Source organism: Sphingomonas tabacisoli (assembly GCF_042678385.1).
Taxonomy (GTDB): Bacteria; Pseudomonadota; Alphaproteobacteria; order Sphingomonadales; family Sphingomonadaceae; genus Sphingomonas_B; species Sphingomonas_B tabacisoli.
The window spans coordinates 566740-581563 of the sequence record NZ_JBHUDY010000001.1 but is presented as its reverse complement, the minus strand read 5'-3'; the positions used below and the strand labels follow the sequence as shown (position 1 = coordinate 581563).

The following is a 14824-nucleotide window of genomic DNA, read 5'->3' as shown; positions in this document are numbered from 1 at the left end:
AATGCAGCAGGGTAAACGGGGCGCTAACTGCATTGAGAATAACGGATTATTTTACCAAATCACAACGTCCTCGCCCCTAGTCTGCCGGCGATGCGCGCGCTGCTGACGAGCCTGATGCTGATCGTGCCCGCCGCCGCCAACGCGGCGTCGGTTTCGATCGACGTGCGCGGTCCGGACGGCAAGCCGCTCGCCGGCGCTGTCGTGCAGGTGCGCAGCGCCCATATGCCGGACGCCGCGGCCGGGCTGCCCGGCCCCTATGTGGTCGCGCAAAAGAATATCGCCTTCCAGCCTCATGTCCTCATTGTTCCGGTCGGCGCCTCGGTCAGCTTTCCCAACCGCGACCGGGTCCGGCACCACGTGTATTCCTTCTCCGCGCCGAAGCGGTTCGAGCTGAAGCTGTACGGGCAGGAAGAAGCGCGGTCGGTGACATTCGATAAGCCGGGCGTGGTGGCGCTCGGCTGCAACATCCATGATTCCATGTCGGGCTTCGTCGTCGTCTCCGACACGCCCTGGGCCGCTCAGACCGACGAAAAGGGCCATGCCGCCTTTCGCGACGTCCCGCCCGGCGCCGTGACGCTGTCGGTTTGGCACCCCGGCGTCCGCGCGCCGGGCAATATGTTGAGCCAGCCGGGCACCGTTGCTGGCGGGGGACTGACGACGACATTGGTGATCCGCCGGTGATCGGACGCGTTCTGGCCGCGCTGCCGAAATGGCAGTTCGCACGGCTGCGGACGCGACTCGCGGTGCGCTACGCATTGCTATTCGCGCTGATCATGGTCGGGGTCGCCACCGTCGCCCAAGTTATGATCTGGGGCCATGCACGGAACTCGGTGCGCGCGGCGATGACCACATCCAGCGCCGTTTACGACCGGCTGTGGCAGCTTCAGGCGCGCTCGTTGAGCGATTCCGCCGACGTTCTGGCGCGCGACTTCGGCTTTCGCGCGGCGGTGGCGAGCGGCGATGCGCCAACGATCGATTCCGCGCTCGCCAGCCTCAAGCAGCGCGCCCGAGTTCCCTACGCGTTGGTCGTAGAAAGCGACGGCCGCGTGATCGGCGAGGCGCCACCGACGTTGCGGGCATCCGCGGCGCAGGTGGCGCAGGATCTGTCCGGCAACCGCCGGGAAGCGGTCGTTGCCGGGCATGCCGGCGTCTGGCGCTATGTCGTCTCGCCGGTGATGGCGCCGGTGCAGATCGGGTCGGTGGTGTTCGTATTGCCGCTCGATGCGCTGCAGATGCGCGCGATGGAGCGCTTGTCGGCAATCCCGCTCACCGCGTCGATCCTGACCCGCGGCCGCGAAGGCGTGTGGCACAGCGGGGCGAGCGATCTGGACGTGCCGATGCAGGCGGTCGGCCACTCTCCCGTCGCCATCGACACGCCGGACGGCCGCGCCTTCGCGCTGGTCAAGCCGCTGCCCGGGCCGAACGGCAAGGCGCAAGCCGCGCTGATGCTGTCCTATCCCTGGAGCGCGGCGCTCGAATCCTATTGGGCGCTGCAGCTCGGCATCGCTTCGGCGGGGCTGCTCGGGCTGATTCTGGTGCTCCGCGGCAGCTCGAAGCTCGCGGCGCAACTCACCGAACCGATCGCCGCGCTCGACCGCGCCGCCCAGGCGCTGGAGCAAGGCGCGCGCAATGAAGTGGAAGTGGTCGGCACCGACGAGATCGGCCGCCTCGCCGAAAGCTTCAACCGCATGTCTGCCGGGATTGTGGAGCGCGAGCATCGCATCACCCACCTGGCCTTTCACGATGCGCTGACCAGCCTGCCCAATCGCAGCTTTTTCCATGAGCAGCTCGAGCTCGCACTGGCGCGCGAACCGCATAATGGCCGCGAGGTCGCGGTGCTGTGCCTCGACCTCGACGGCTTCAAGGGCGTCAACGATACGCTCGGCCACCCGGTCGGCGATGCGCTGCTGTGCATCGTCGCGACGCTGCTGCTGGAAGAAGCGCCGGACGGTGTGGTCGCGCGGCTGGGCGGCGACGAGTTCGCGATCATCCTGTCGACCGATCATATCGACCGCGCCCGCACCGTCGCCCAGCGTATCGTCGAGCGGATGAAGGCGCCGATGCGTGCCGACGGTCACCAGATCGCAAGCGGCGTCAGCATCGGCGTTGCGATCGGCCCCTCCGACGGCGCCGATGCCGACGCCTTGCTGAAGAATGCCGACCTCGCGCTCTACCGTGCCAAACAGGATGGACGCGGCACGTTCCGCTTCTTCGAACCGGCACTCGACGCCGCGGCACGCAAGCGGCGTCAGCTGGAGCTCGACTTGCGGGAGGCGCTGGCGACGGGGCAATTCCGACTCCACTTCCAGCCGATCTTTGATCTGAAAACGGAGCGGGTCGGCTGCTTCGAAGCGCTACTGCGCTGGGACCATCCCGAACGCGGCATGATCCCGCCCGCCGAATTCGTGCCTGTTGCAGAAGAGACCGGCCTGATCGTCGCCATCGGCGAATGGGCGATGCACGAGGCTTGCCGTCAGGCGATCGCCTGGCCCGATGACGTGCGGGTCGCAGTGAACGTGTCGCCGATCCAGTTCCGCAACAGCGGCTTCGCCAACATCGTGTTCCAGGCGCTCGCCCGCTCCGGCCTTCCGCCTAAGCGGCTGGAGATCGAAATCACGGAATCGGTGTTTATCGAAGGCGAAGGGCCGATCGTCGACTTGCTGCATCGCTTGCGTGAGCTCGGCGTTCGCATCGCGCTCGACGATTTCGGCACCGGCTATTCGTCGCTCAGCTATCTCCGCAGCTTCCCCTTCGACAAGCTGAAGATCGACAAGAGCTTCGTCGACTCGATCGCGTCGGACGAAAGCGCGGTCGCGATCGTCAAATCGATCATCGACCTCGCCAACGCGCTGCACATGGAAACCACGGCCGAGGGCGTCGAGGAAGACAGGCAGCTCGCCACGCTGCAGCGGCACGGCTGCAGCAGCATTCAGGGCTATCTGTTCAGTTGCCCCGTGGCGGCCGAGGATACGCTCGAGCTGCTGGCGAAGACCGCAGCCGCCGCCTGAACGGCTTGCCGGCACAAGGCGCGCGGGGTCCGCTCGACCCCGCGCGCATGCCCCCGGGGTTAGAAGGAGGCCGTCACCGACGCGACGGCGACTGGCTTCGCCGCCCGATAGGTTTCGCCCGGATTGAGCGTGCCGGTCTGATCGAAGAACGGCGCGCGGCGCGCATCGCTCTTCTTCACGTTGGTGCCGACCAGCGACAGGTCGAAGGTCAACGCCTTCCACTTGACGGACGCGCCGACGGTATAGTCGATATAGTCCTTGGTGTAGTCGAACGCGCCGCCGGTGTGACCAAGATGGCCGTGCAGGATCACCGGCGTGCCCGGGATCGTGCCCGACAGCTCGCCATAGACATAGGTGTTCGACTTGACCGTGTTCTTCTGGTCCGGCGCAAAATAGACGCCCGCCTTGGCCGTCACCGGACCGAAGGTCTTCGCGAGCGAGCCGTAGATCTCGTAATAATTGAGTCCCGACGCGCCCGGATAGATATAGCCATAGCCGCCGACGTCGATCGTGACGCCGCTGCTGCCGAGCCCATGCGTCCAGCCGCCGTAAACGTCGATCTCGGTGCCGCCGATATTGACGGTGCTGTTGCCGGCGGTCGCGCTCGATCCCCAGGTCGAGACATAGAAGCCCGACGAGTGAGCGACCGTGAACGTGCCTTGCACGACCGGCTTGTTGTCCGACTGCGAAATGCCGCGGAAACGATACTGGCTGGCGATGGTGGCGCCGCCGGTGATCGTGAAATCGGGTGGCGGGGCATCCTCCGCGAAAGCGGCGGTGGAAACGAGTAGCAGCCCTGCCCCCAGGGCCTGAAATGACGTGCGCATGATGTCCCCTCTTTGGGTTGACGCGACGTCCAGCCTGCGATGGTCACTCCGCGCCTCGTGAGCGGATGCGAATACGACCGTGAAACAAATCTGACGCAAGTCGCCGCGGTGCACAAGAGGAAAAATGCTGCACCGCAACATAAAAGAAGGGCCGGCGAGGTTTGCTCGCCGGCCCAGTCAGTCCCTCGCAGGTGGACCTCGTCAATAATGGTAGGCGCGCTCGCCGTGCTCGGCGATGTCGAGGCCTTCGAGCTCGACCTCTGGCGTGACGCGCATGCCCCAGGTCTTGTCGATCAGGATGAAGATGACCGCGGCGCCGATCCCGGACCAGAGCAGCGTCACCAGCACGCCCTGCAGCTGGATCCAGAGCTGGGCGGCCATGTCGTAAGTCCCGGCAACCAGCGTGCCCGGCTTGGTCGAATAGTCGGCGATGCCCTGGCCACCGAGATAAGGCGCATCCAGGATGCCCGTCAGCAGCGCGCCGGTGATACCGCCGATGCAGTGCACGCCGAACACGTCGAGCGAGTCGTCATAGGCGAACTTCGACTTCACCCAGGAGACGAAGAAGAAGCAGATCGGCGAGACGATCAGCCCGAGCACGACCGAGCCCATCGGCCCGGCGTAACCCGACGCCGGCGTGACCGCGACCAGCCCTGCGACGACGCCCGAGGCTGCGCCCAGCAGCGACGGCTTGCCGCGCACCACCTGCTCGGTCAGTAGCCAGGACAGGCCGGCCGCGGCCGTGGCGACGAAGGTGTTGATGAAGGCAACGCCGGTCACGCCGTTCGATTCCAGGTTCGAACCGGCGTTGAAGCCGAACCAGCCGACCCACAACAGGCTGGCGCCGATCATCGTCATGGTCAGCGAGTGCGGCGGCATCGGCTCCTTGGGGAACCCGCGGCGCTTGCCGAGCAGAAGGCACATCACCAGGCCGGTGATACCGGCATTGATGTGCACGACGGTGCCGCCGGCGAAGTCGAGCGCGCCTTTCTGGAACAGATAGCCCGCATCCAGATTCTGCGCAGAAAGTGCGTCGGCACCCTTGAGTGCGGCAGCGGCAACCGCGTCCGGACCGCCCCAATACCAGACCATGTGCGCGATCGGGAAATAGACGAGCGTGACCCACAGCGCCGTGAACAGCATCAGCGGCGAGAACTTCACGCGCTCCGCCACAGACCCGACGTACAGCGCCGGGGTGATGCACGCGAACGTCATCTGGAAACAGATATAGACGTATTCAGGAATATAGACGCCGTTGGAGAAGGTCGCCGCCTGACTGTTGGCGTCCACGCCCATCAATAGCGCCTTGGAGAAGCCGCCGAAAAAGGCGTTGCCGCCGGTAAAAGCTTCCGAATAGCCATAGGTGATCCACAGCACCGCGACCATGCACACGATCATCAGCACCTGCGTCAGCACCGAGAGCATGTTCTTGGTGCGGACCAGGCCGCCATAGAACAGCGCGAGCCCCGGCACCGACATCATCAGCACCAGCAGCGTCGAGGTCAGCATCCAGGCGGTGTCGCCCTTGTTCACGGTCGCGGCCGGGATGGGCGACGCGGCTGCGGCGGCGTTTGCCGCTTCCTGCGCCCAGGCGGGCATGGCGACAAAAGCCGCGGCGAGCGCCGCGAGCCCGAACTTCCACTTCATCTGCGCCCCCATGATTGTCTCAGATCGCCGCATCGTCGGTCTCCCCGGTGCGGATGCGGACGGCGTGGCCGACCTCCGTGACGAAAATCTTGCCGTCGCCGATCGAGCCGGTGTGCGCGGCGGTTTGAATCGCCTCGACCACCCGTTCCGCTTGCCCCGTCGGGCACACGACCTCGACCTTGATCTTGGGCACCGTGTTGGTTTCGTACTCGGCGCCGCGATAGATTTCCTTCTGACCCTTCTGACGGCCGAAGCCCTGGACTTCGGTCACGGTCAGCCCTGACACGCCTAGGGCGGTCAGCGCTTCGCGCACCTCATCCAGCTTGAAGGGTTTAATGATGGCAGTGACAAGTTTCACGCCCGTGTCTCCCCGATTGACCCGGGGCCGGACTGTTTCACACAGGTTACAACCCCGTCAACAAAAATTGTGCAACTGCGAAGTATTTTGTTTCGCAGTTGCGGAAAAGGTAACGTGCGATACCAATTTGTTGCTTGTCATTCAGGTTGGAGCGGGTAGTCACGATCTCTGGGAAGAGTGGAGGCTCGCATGCGCAAGCTGTTGGGATTGGTCGGAATTGTGCTCGGGGCTGGTGCTGCGGGTGCACAGATGGACCCGAGCTTTGCGCAATGCGCCGCGTGCCACACCGTTGCGCCGAACCAGAACCGGCTTGGGCCGACGCTCTACAAAATTGTCGGCCGGCCCAAGGCTTCGGTGCCCGGATTCAACTATTCGCCCGCGATGAAAGCCCAGAAAGGCGTGTGGTCCGAAGCCGAACTCAACGCCTATATCGCCAACCCGCGGGCCAAGGTGCCCGGCAACCGGATGGTCTATGCGGGCATGCCCGACGCGACCAAGCGGGCGAAGCTGATCGCCTGGCTGAAATCGATCAAATGAACTGAACGTCGCGTTCCAGCCGCAGGAAGCGCTGGCCGCCGTCCAGCACGATCGTCTGGCCGGTCAGCGTCGGTGTCGCGATGATGAAGCGCAGCGCTTCGACGATCTGCTCGACCGTCACGCCGCGCCCGAGCGCGTTGAGCCGGTGCACGTCCTCGAAGTTCTCTCGCGTCTGCGGGCCGGAGACGAGCGTCACCGAAGGCGCGATCCCGCACACCCGAATGCCGCGCCGGGCCAGCACCCGCGCCGCCAGTTCCATCGCCCCGGCGAGCGCCATTTTGGACACGGTGTAGGTAAAAAAGTCGGGATTCGGCTGCACCAACTTCGCGTCGAGCAGGTTGACGACCAGCGCGCCTTGTCCCTCCGGCACCGCCTTTGCAAACGCCTGGGTCAGCAGCGCCGGCGCCCGGGCGTTCACGGCCAGATGACGATCCCATTGCCCGGCGTCGAAGTCGCCGAACTGGTCGAGATCGAATCCCGCCGCGCTGTTCACCAGCAGCGCGGGCGGCGGCAGACCATCCAGAGCGGCAATGATGGTCCGGGCCGCGTCCGCATCGGCCAGATCGGCCTGCACCGCAGAGCCGCCCAACTCCCGCGCCAGCTCCGAAGCGTCGGACGTATGATGATGGATCAGCACGTGCCAGCCGTCCGCCGCGAGCGCTCGCGCAATAGCGCACCCGATCCGCCGGGCGCCACCGGTGACGATCGCGGTGCGAGGCTTGCCGAATTCCGGCGTCATGCCGCCGCGCTCGCCCGGGCCGATACGCGCTCGTGCCATTTGGCCAGCGCGGGCGGGAGCGCACCGTCGGACAGCCGGGTCGCCTTGGCGAAGTCCACCGTGATCTGTGCGGTCAGATCGGCGAAGCTGTAGGCCTCGGTCGCGATCCAGTCGCGGCCCTCCAGCCGCGCGTCCATCATCTCGACGAACCAATTCCACATATTTTGCCCGCGCATCACCAGTTCCGCGCACTGCGGCACCGGCGGCCAATGGCCGGAGAGCGCGCGGCCGACCATATGCTTGTTGCGATTGCGGAAAGCATAAACGACGCCGGCATAGCCCTCCGCCTCGATCTTGCGCGTCCAGGCCTCGATCTGGCCGATCTCCTCGGGCGTGCGGCCGAACATCGGCGGATCCGGGTGCAGCGCTTCCAGATAGCGGCAGATCGCAACCGAATCGGGGATCCGCTGACCATCGTCGAGCTCCAGCACCGGAACGGTGCCTCGATCGTTCACGGATAGAAAGGGCTCGCGCAGATTCTCGCCGTCGGCCAGATCGACCATGCGTCGTTCGATCGTCAGCCCCTTTTCCGCCAGGTACACCCGCACCCGGCGTGGATTGGGCGCCCAGACCGCGTCATACAGAATCACCGCGAAACGCTCCCTTCACATTCAGCTTTCATTCTGTCCCATCGACGCTAAAGCGCCGCGCTCCGGGCGTCCATGCCCGGGCGCATGGAGTGAATCGTTGGCCGTCACCCTGACCCCGCTTGCGAAAGCCGACCCGAATGCCGTCGAAGCCTTGCTCGACGCCGCCTTCGGTGCGGATCGACGCGGGCGCACGGCCTATCGGCTGCGCGAGGGCGCCAGCGCGATCCCGGCGCTGAGCTTCGCCGCCTGGGAAGGCGAGCGGCTCGTCGGCACGCTGCAAAGCTGGCCGGTGGCGCTGCGCGCCGCGCAGGGCGTCGACCAGGTCGTGATGGTGGGGCCGGTGGCGGTCGCGCCCGATGTGCAGAACGCCGGCATCGGCAAGGCGCTGATGCAGGCGCTGCTCGCGGCAGCGGATGCGGCCGGTGCGGGCGCACTGATGATGATCGGCGATCCCGAATATTACGAGCGCTTCGGCTTCACCGCCGCCCCGGCCGCCGGCTGGCGCATCGATGGTCCGTACGAGCAGCGCCGCCTGCTCGCCCGTGTGCGGCGGGAAGTGGCGAAGGAAGGCGAGCTCATCTCCATTCGTCATCCCGAACTTGTTTCGGGATAAGGTCCGAACCGCTCCGATCGACTGGCGCGCCGTTGCCAGCATCCGTCGCGCCCACCCTTGTGCCGAACAAGTTCGGCATGACGGCCCTAATGAGTCACGCTAGAGCCAAACCATGCCGATGGCCGCGCCACCTCCCGACCTGACCGGATTGTCGCTGGCCGAGATCGCCAAGCTCGCGGCTGAAGCGAAGCTGCCGCCGGTCGAGAGCTGGAACCCGTCCCATTGCGGCGACAGCGAGATGCGGATCGCGCGCGACGGCACCTGGTTCCATCAGGGCTCGCCGATCGGCCGGCCGGCGATGGTCAAGCTGTTCTCGACCATCCTGCGGCGCGAGGCGGACGGCTCCTATGTGCTCGTCACGCCGGCCGAGAAGCTCGACATCGCGGTCGAGGACGCACCGTTTGTCGCCGTCGAAGTGAAAAGCGAAGGCGAAGGCCAGCAGCGCCGCCTCGCCTTCCGCCTGAACACCGGCGACCTGATCGTCGCCGGCCCCGATCATCCGCTGCGATTCGAGAACAAGGCAGACGGCACCCATCCCTATCTGCTGGTCCGCAAGGGAATGGAGGCTTTGGTCGCCCGCCCGGTCTATTACGAACTCGCCAACGCCGCACTCGATGAAGGCGCAGACCCGCCGGGCCTGTGGAGCGACGGCGCCTTCTTTCCCATCGCATGAGTCTCGTCGCCGACTTGCGCGAACGGCTGGACCGCGGTGCCGCGCGCGGTCCGGTGCCGCTCGACAGCGACATGCGCGACGCCGTTCTGGAGCCGGTGACTGACCTCACGCCCGCCGCGGTGCTGGTCGCCGTCACCGACCGCACCGAGCCGGGCGTAATCCTCACCCAGCGCACCGAAACGCTGCGCAAGCATGCCGGCCAGGTCGCTTTCCCCGGCGGCTGCATCGATCCCGGCGAGGACGCGATCGCCGCGGCGCTGCGAGAAGCCGAGGAGGAGATCGCGCTGCCCCGCGATCGGGTGCGCGTCGTGGGGCCGGCGGACCGTTATGTGACCATCACGGGCTTCGAAGTGACGCCGATCATCGGCGTGGTGCCGCCCGACCTGCCGCTCGCGCTCAGTGCAGCCGAAGTCGCCGACTGGTTCGAAGCCCCGCTCGATTACCTGCTTGATCCCACAAACCATAGGGAGGTGGAGGTCGATTGGCAGGGCCGGCGCCGCCGCTATTACGAGATCCTGTGGAGCGACCGGCGGATCTGGGGCGCGACGGCGGCGATGATCGTCAATCTGGCGCATCGGTTGCGCGATGACTGAGCGGGTGCCAGTGCCCCCGGCCGGCTGGGACGCCGACGGACTCGCCCGGCTGGGCGAGGCGATCGGCTTCGGCGAGGGACGCAGCCGGTACATCGGCGGCTGGGTGCGCGACACGCTGGCCGGTGTCGCGCCAGGCGACCTCGACATCGGCACGCAAATCTTGCCCAAAGCCGTCAAGGAAAGCGCGAGCGCCGCCGGACTGACCGTATGGAGCAGCCCCTCCGGCATCGCCCACGGCACCGTCGGCGTGGTCGTCGGCGGCAAGCCGGTCGAGGTGACGACGCTGCGCCGCGACGTCTCGACGGACGGCCGGCGCGCCACCGTCGCCTTCACCGAAAGCTGGCGGGAAGACGCCGCCCGCCGCGACTTTACGATCAACGCGCTCTCCGCCGATCCGCTGACCGGCGAAGTGTTCGACTATTTCGGCGGCCTTGCCGACCTGCACGCCGGCGTCGTCCGCTTCATCGGCGAACCGCTCCAGCGCATCGCCGAGGACCATCTGCGCATCCTGCGCTTCTTCCGTTTCCACGCGCGCTTCGGCCGCGGCGAACCCGAGCCGGCCGCCTATGACGCCTGCGCCGCGCGCGCGAACGATCTGATGGCGCTCAGCCGCGAGCGGATCGCCGACGAGCTGCTGAAGCTGCTGGGATGCGACGACCCCGCGCCGGCGATCGGCTATATGCTCGCGCGCGACATACTGAAGCCGGTGCTGCCCGAGATCGGCGGCGACGCCCTGGAGCGGCTGAAAGCGCTGATCGCGGCGGAGCGGTCGGTCGAGCTGCCGGGCGATGCGGTGCGCCGTCTCGCCGCGTTGCTGCCTCAGGACCCGGCAAAGGCGGAGGAGATCGCCGCACGGCTCAAGCTGTCGAACGCGATCCGCAAGCGCCTGGCGCTGGCGGTCAGCGCCCGTTCCGAGCCGCCGCGGGAACTGGCCTATCGAATCGGCACCGAAGGCACCGTCGACCGCCTGCTTCTCGCCGGGCAACCGGACCAGGCCGCGGCTGCGGCCGGCTGGACGCCCCCACGCCTCCCGATCTCCGGCGGTGCGCTTGTCGAACGCGGCCTCAGCGCCGGCCCGCTCGTTGCCAAGGGCCTGAAGATGGTCGAGGACCGCTGGATCGCTGCGGGCTTCCCCGACCGAAGCGCAGTGGAAACACTCGCCGATCAGGTCGCGCGCGAATTGCTCCGCGCCCAGAAGGCATAGGCATCTTCCGCGCTCAGCGGCGCGGAATAGAAATATCCCTGCCCACGGGTGCAACCGAGCGCCGCCAGCGTCTGCGCCAGCTCCAGCGTCTCGACGCCCTCGGCCGTGGTCCGCAGCCCCAGCGCCTCGGCCAGCGACAGCACCGCGCGCACGATCGCGACCTTGTCGCGGTTGCCGAGCATGCCGGTCACGAAGCTCTGGTCGATCTTCAGCACGTCGATCGGCAGGCGCTGCAGATAGGCAAGGTTGGAATAGCCGGTGCCGAAATCGTCGAGCGCGATCGTCGCACCGATCTGGCGGATCGATTCCATCGCTTTCGCCGCCCTGTCCGGATCGGCGACGATCACGCTTTCGGTCAGTTCCAGCACCAGACGTTCGGCCGCCACGTCATGCCTGGCGACCGCTTCCCGCAGCATCGTCGGCACATCGTCGCGGGCGATCTGAATCGCCGATACGTTGACGGCCATCCGCACGGGGACATCGCTGCCCGCCACACGGTCCCATAGCTTCAATGTCCGGGCTGCTTCATCCAATGCCCAACGCCCGAGCGGCACGATCAATCCCGATTCCTCGGCCACCGGGATGAAGGTCGAGGGAGGGATGTCCACGCCTTCCTCGCGCCACCGCGCCAGCGCTTCGAAGCTGGTCACTTTCCCGCTGTTCAGTTCGATCACCGGTTGGAAGGCGAGTGTCAGCCGATTGGCTTCGATCGCCCGTCTCAGGCTGGTTTCTGTCGTAAACTGCTGTCGCGCGATGTGGAAAGCGCCGGGCTGATAAAGCTCGATGCCGCTTTTTGCCTTGGCGCTCTTCAACGCGAATTGCGCGTGGCGGATGAGCTCGTCGGCGCTGGTCTCGCCGTCGTAAACAGCGGCGCCGATCGCGCAGCCGATGCGGATTTCCAGATCGGATAGCCGGCAGGGCGCGACCAGCACCGCGTTGATCCGTTCGGCGACCGCAAGCAGTTCTTCGGGACCATCCTTGATCGCGACCATGATGCCGAATTCGTTGCCGCCGATCCGGGCGAGCACGTCGCTGGCCCGCATCGTCGACAGCATCCGTCGTGCGACGGTGATGAGCAGTTCGTCGCCGGCGACGTCGCCGATCGATTCGTTGATCCGGCTGAAGCGGGTGAGATCGACGACGAGCACGCCTGTCGCGCCGGTCGGGCCTGTCTCGAGCGCAGTCTCTAGCCGATCGCCGAATCCAGCGCGGTTGGGCAACCCGGTCAGCGCGTCGTTGAACATTTCCAGCCGGAGGCTCTTCTGCGCCGCGCGCTCCGCCGTGTGATCGATCAAGGTCACCAGACAGGCCGGCGCTTCGGCGAGCACGAGCTGCATCCGCGCCAGACGGATCGTGTATTCTCGGCCCGTGATCGGGTTGCCGTCTATCCACTCATAGTCGGAAATCTTGTCGCTGCCGGCGAAAAAGCTTTTCAGCAGCGTCCCGATCTCGGGGTCGTCGAGGATGGGCACATCATCGGACTGACCGAGCCGCCGGAACTCCGCATTGCAGTCGATGCAGTGCATCGCGCCATCCTGCAGGCTGATCAAAGCGCCCGGAAGCGGCAGCCCTTCGAGAAACTGGTGCCGCGCAGACACGAACAGCTTCGAGAATTCCTGCGACAGATCGGCCGTATCGGAGACAAGCTCCGGCACCGGTGCGAGCTTGCGCAATGTTGAGGCGCGGGACGGCATCGCATCCGCCCTAGAGAAGAGTGGTTAAACGCCTCCTAACCACCGCACGGCAATCAGCCGAAGCGATTGTCGCGCGGAAATCCGACCGGGGCCATGCGCCCCGCCGCCCCGCGCGCGCTGCGCCACGGCGAAAGATCGGCTTCGGTCCGCGTGCGGCCGCTTTCTCCGCCCATCGACCAGCTCAGGCCGTCCGCAAAGCGCAGCGCAATAACGTCGGCCAGGCCTCCGTCGCGATAGCGCTGCAGTGTGACGCCCTGCCCACGGCCCATTTCCGGGAGCTCGGAAAGCGGGAACAGCACCAGCTTGCGGTTGTCGCCGACCACCGCGACATAGTCCGCATCGTCGGGCACGCGGCGGACGACCTTGAGCTTCGCGCCGGGGCGCAAATTGACGAGCTGCTTGCCCTTGCGGGTCTCGGCGACCGCGTCCTCTATCTTGGCGATAAACCCGCGCCCGTCCGACGACGCCAGCAGCAGCCTGCCCGCGCCGGCCGCGAAGCAGGCCGTCACGCCGACCTGTCCGTCGAGATCAATCATCAGCCCGACCGGCTCGCCGAAGCCGCGCCCGCCGGGCAGCTTGTCGCCAGCCAGCGTGTAGAAACGGCCGTTTTCGGCTGCGATCAGAATTTTGTCGGTCGTCTGGGCGTGGAAAGCGAAGGCCGGGCCATCGCCTTCCTTGAACTTCATCGTCTCCGCCGAGGCGAGGTCAGCATGTCCCTTGAGCGCGCGTATCCAGCCGCGCTGGGACAGCACGACCGTGATCGGCTCCCGGTCAATCATCGCCTCGCGCGCATATTCGCGCGCCGGGCCGGCTTCCTCGATCGTCGTGCGGCGCGCGCCGAGCGCCGTCTCCGGGCCATAGCGTTCGCGGAGCGTCGCGAGGTCGCGCTTCATCCGCGTGCGCTGGCGCGCCGGGCTGGCGAGCAGCGCCTTCAGCCCCTCGCGCTCCTCGTCGAGCTTCGCGCGCTCGCCCTTGATCTCCATTTCCTCCAACCGGCGCAGGCTGCGCAGCCGCATGTTGAGGATCGCCTCGGCCTGACGGTCGGTCAGCGCGAACTCCGCCATCATCACCGGCTTTGGTTCATCTTCGGTGCGGATGATCTCGATCACTCGGTCGAGGTTCAGATAGGCGATCAGATAGCCGTCGAGCAGCTCGATGCGGTCGTCTATCTTCGCCAGCCGATGCTCGGACCGGCGGACGAGCACGACGAACTGATGCGCCAGCCAGCCTTCCAGCACGGCTTTCAGCCCCAGCACGCGCGGCGTGCGGTGCGCGTCGAGCACGTTCATGTTCAAGGGCACGCGGACTTCGAGATCGGACAGGCGGAACAGCGTGTCCATCAGCATGTCGGGATCGACGGTGCGGCTGCGCGGCTCCAGCACGATCCGCACTTCGGCATCGGACTCGTCGCGCACGTCCTCCAGGATCGGCAGCTTCTTGTCGTTGATGAGGGCGGCGATCTCCTCGATCAGCTTGCCCTTCTGCACGCCGTACGGAATCTCGCTGACCACCGCCACCCAGGTGCCGCGGCCGGTATCCTCCTTCGTCCAGCGCGCACGGGCGCGGAACGCCCCTTTGCCCGTCGCATAGGCCTCGGCGATCGCCGCCGGCGAGTCGACGATCACGCCGCCGGTCGGAAAGTCCGGCCCCTTCACATGCTCCAGGAGCTGCGCCGGCTCCGCATTCGGCTGGTCGATCAGCAGCATCGCGGCGTCGATCAGCTCGGCGGCGTTGTGCGGCGGAATGCTGGTCGCCATGCCGACCGCGATCCCGCTCGCGCCATTGGCGAGCAGGTTCGGGAACAGGCCGGGCATGATCTCCGGCTCTTCTTCCTCGCCATTATAGGTGGGGCGGAAATCGACCGTGCCTTCGTCGAGACCGGCCATCAGGTCGATCGCGACCTGGGTCAGCCGCGCCTCGGTGTAGCGGTAGGCGGCAGCGTTATCGCCGTCGATGTTGCCGAAATTGCCCTGCCCGTCGACGAGAGGGTAGCGAAGCGCGAAGGTCTGGGCGAGGCGGACCATCGCGTCATAGACCGACTGGTCGCCGTGCGGATGGTATTTGCCGATCACGTCGCCGACGACGCGCGCGCATTTCTTGTAGCCCGCCGCCGGGTCGAGCCGCAGCAGCCGCATCGCCCAGAGCAGCCGCCGGTGGACCGGCTTCAGCCCGTCGCGCAAGTCGGGCAGCGAGCGGGCGGTGATCGTGGACAGCGCATAGACGAGATAGCGCTCGGAAAGCGCGCTATCGAACGGCGCATCCGCAATGGCGTCGAACGGATCGGCAAGATCGGTCATCGCCT

General features: G+C 66.5%; 14 protein-coding genes. 7 read left to right on the top strand and 7 right to left on the bottom strand.

What is annotated here, in order from left to right:
* Window positions 1–90 precede the first annotated feature (90 nt).
* On the top strand, window positions 91–681 hold the full coding sequence (locus tag ACFSCW_RS03250) for a methylamine utilization protein (RefSeq protein WP_380886849.1): 591 nt from the start codon (window positions 91–93) through the stop codon (window positions 679–681).
* Window positions 678–3008 (top strand): putative bifunctional diguanylate cyclase/phosphodiesterase, encoded by a 2331-nt coding sequence (locus tag ACFSCW_RS03245; RefSeq protein WP_380886848.1) that lies wholly within the window; start codon window positions 678–680, stop codon window positions 3006–3008. The genes ACFSCW_RS03250 and ACFSCW_RS03245 overlap by 4 nt, the downstream gene beginning before the upstream one ends.
* A 59-nt stretch (window positions 3009–3067) precedes the next feature.
* On the opposite strand, the gene ACFSCW_RS03240 is transcribed toward ACFSCW_RS03245, so the two are convergent.
* The 3 genes from ACFSCW_RS03240 to ACFSCW_RS03230 all read right to left on the bottom strand — a co-directional run bounded on the left by ACFSCW_RS03240 (window position 3068) and on the right by ACFSCW_RS03230 (window position 5840).
* Window positions 3068–3835, bottom strand: a complete 768-nt coding sequence (locus ACFSCW_RS03240) for a TorF family putative porin (protein ID WP_380886846.1) — start codon at window positions 3833–3835, stop codon at window positions 3068–3070.
* A 201-nt stretch (window positions 3836–4036) separates the two neighbouring features.
* Window positions 4037–5515, bottom strand: coding sequence for an ammonium transporter (locus ACFSCW_RS03235; protein ID WP_380886844.1), 1479 nt, complete (start codon window positions 5513–5515; stop codon window positions 4037–4039).
* Complete coding sequence (locus tag ACFSCW_RS03230; protein ID WP_380886842.1) at window positions 5502–5840, bottom strand: P-II family nitrogen regulator; 339 nt, start codon at window positions 5838–5840, stop codon at window positions 5502–5504. Before ACFSCW_RS03230 ends, ACFSCW_RS03235 begins: the two co-directional genes overlap by 14 nt.
* A gap of 189 nt (window positions 5841–6029) precedes the next feature.
* Here ACFSCW_RS03230 and ACFSCW_RS03225 point away from each other — a divergent pair, with 189 nt between their 5' ends.
* Window positions 6030–6377, top strand: a complete 348-nt coding sequence (locus ACFSCW_RS03225; protein WP_380886840.1) for a c-type cytochrome — start codon at window positions 6030–6032, stop codon at window positions 6375–6377.
* Here ACFSCW_RS03225 and ACFSCW_RS03220 read toward each other — a convergent pair.
* Together ACFSCW_RS03220 and ACFSCW_RS03215 are read right to left on the bottom strand one after the other, a co-directional pair.
* Window positions 6370–7155, bottom strand: a complete 786-nt coding sequence (locus tag ACFSCW_RS03220) for an SDR family oxidoreductase (protein WP_380886838.1) — start codon at window positions 7153–7155, stop codon at window positions 6370–6372. The genes ACFSCW_RS03225 and ACFSCW_RS03220 overlap by 8 nt on opposite strands.
* Window positions 7113–7745 (bottom strand): glutathione S-transferase family protein, encoded by a 633-nt coding sequence (locus tag ACFSCW_RS03215; protein ID WP_380886836.1) that lies wholly within the window; start codon window positions 7743–7745, stop codon window positions 7113–7115. Before ACFSCW_RS03215 ends, ACFSCW_RS03220 begins: the two co-directional genes overlap by 43 nt.
* A gap of 97 nt (window positions 7746–7842) precedes the next feature.
* On the opposite strand from ACFSCW_RS03215, the gene ACFSCW_RS03210 reads away from it, so the two are divergent.
* From ACFSCW_RS03210 to ACFSCW_RS03195, 4 genes are all read left to right on the top strand, one after another.
* A complete protein-coding gene (locus ACFSCW_RS03210) occupies window positions 7843–8358 on the top strand; it encodes a GNAT family N-acetyltransferase (RefSeq protein ID WP_380886834.1) in 516 nt (171 codons plus the stop codon).
* Between the two features lie 112 nt (window positions 8359–8470).
* Entirely contained in the window at window positions 8471–9031 is a 561-nt protein-coding gene (locus ACFSCW_RS03205; RefSeq protein ID WP_380886833.1) for a DUF1285 domain-containing protein, read from the top strand.
* Window positions 9028–9624, top strand: a complete 597-nt coding sequence (locus tag ACFSCW_RS03200; RefSeq protein WP_380886831.1) for a CoA pyrophosphatase — start codon at window positions 9028–9030, stop codon at window positions 9622–9624. Before ACFSCW_RS03205 ends, ACFSCW_RS03200 begins: the two co-directional genes overlap by 4 nt.
* Window positions 9617–10828, top strand: coding sequence for a CCA tRNA nucleotidyltransferase (locus ACFSCW_RS03195; RefSeq protein WP_380886829.1), 1212 nt, complete (start codon window positions 9617–9619; stop codon window positions 10826–10828). The genes ACFSCW_RS03200 and ACFSCW_RS03195 overlap by 8 nt, the downstream gene beginning before the upstream one ends.
* Here ACFSCW_RS03195 and ACFSCW_RS03190 read toward each other — a convergent pair.
* Together ACFSCW_RS03190 and parC are read right to left on the bottom strand one after the other, a co-directional pair.
* Window positions 10789–12522 (bottom strand): putative bifunctional diguanylate cyclase/phosphodiesterase, encoded by a 1734-nt coding sequence (locus tag ACFSCW_RS03190; protein WP_380886827.1) that lies wholly within the window; start codon window positions 12520–12522, stop codon window positions 10789–10791. The genes ACFSCW_RS03195 and ACFSCW_RS03190 overlap by 40 nt on opposite strands.
* Window positions 12523–12575: 53 nt before the next feature.
* Window positions 12576–14819, bottom strand: a complete 2244-nt coding sequence (gene parC, locus ACFSCW_RS03185; protein WP_380886825.1) for a DNA topoisomerase IV subunit A — start codon at window positions 14817–14819, stop codon at window positions 12576–12578.
* Between the last annotated feature and the right edge of the window lie 5 nt (window positions 14820–14824).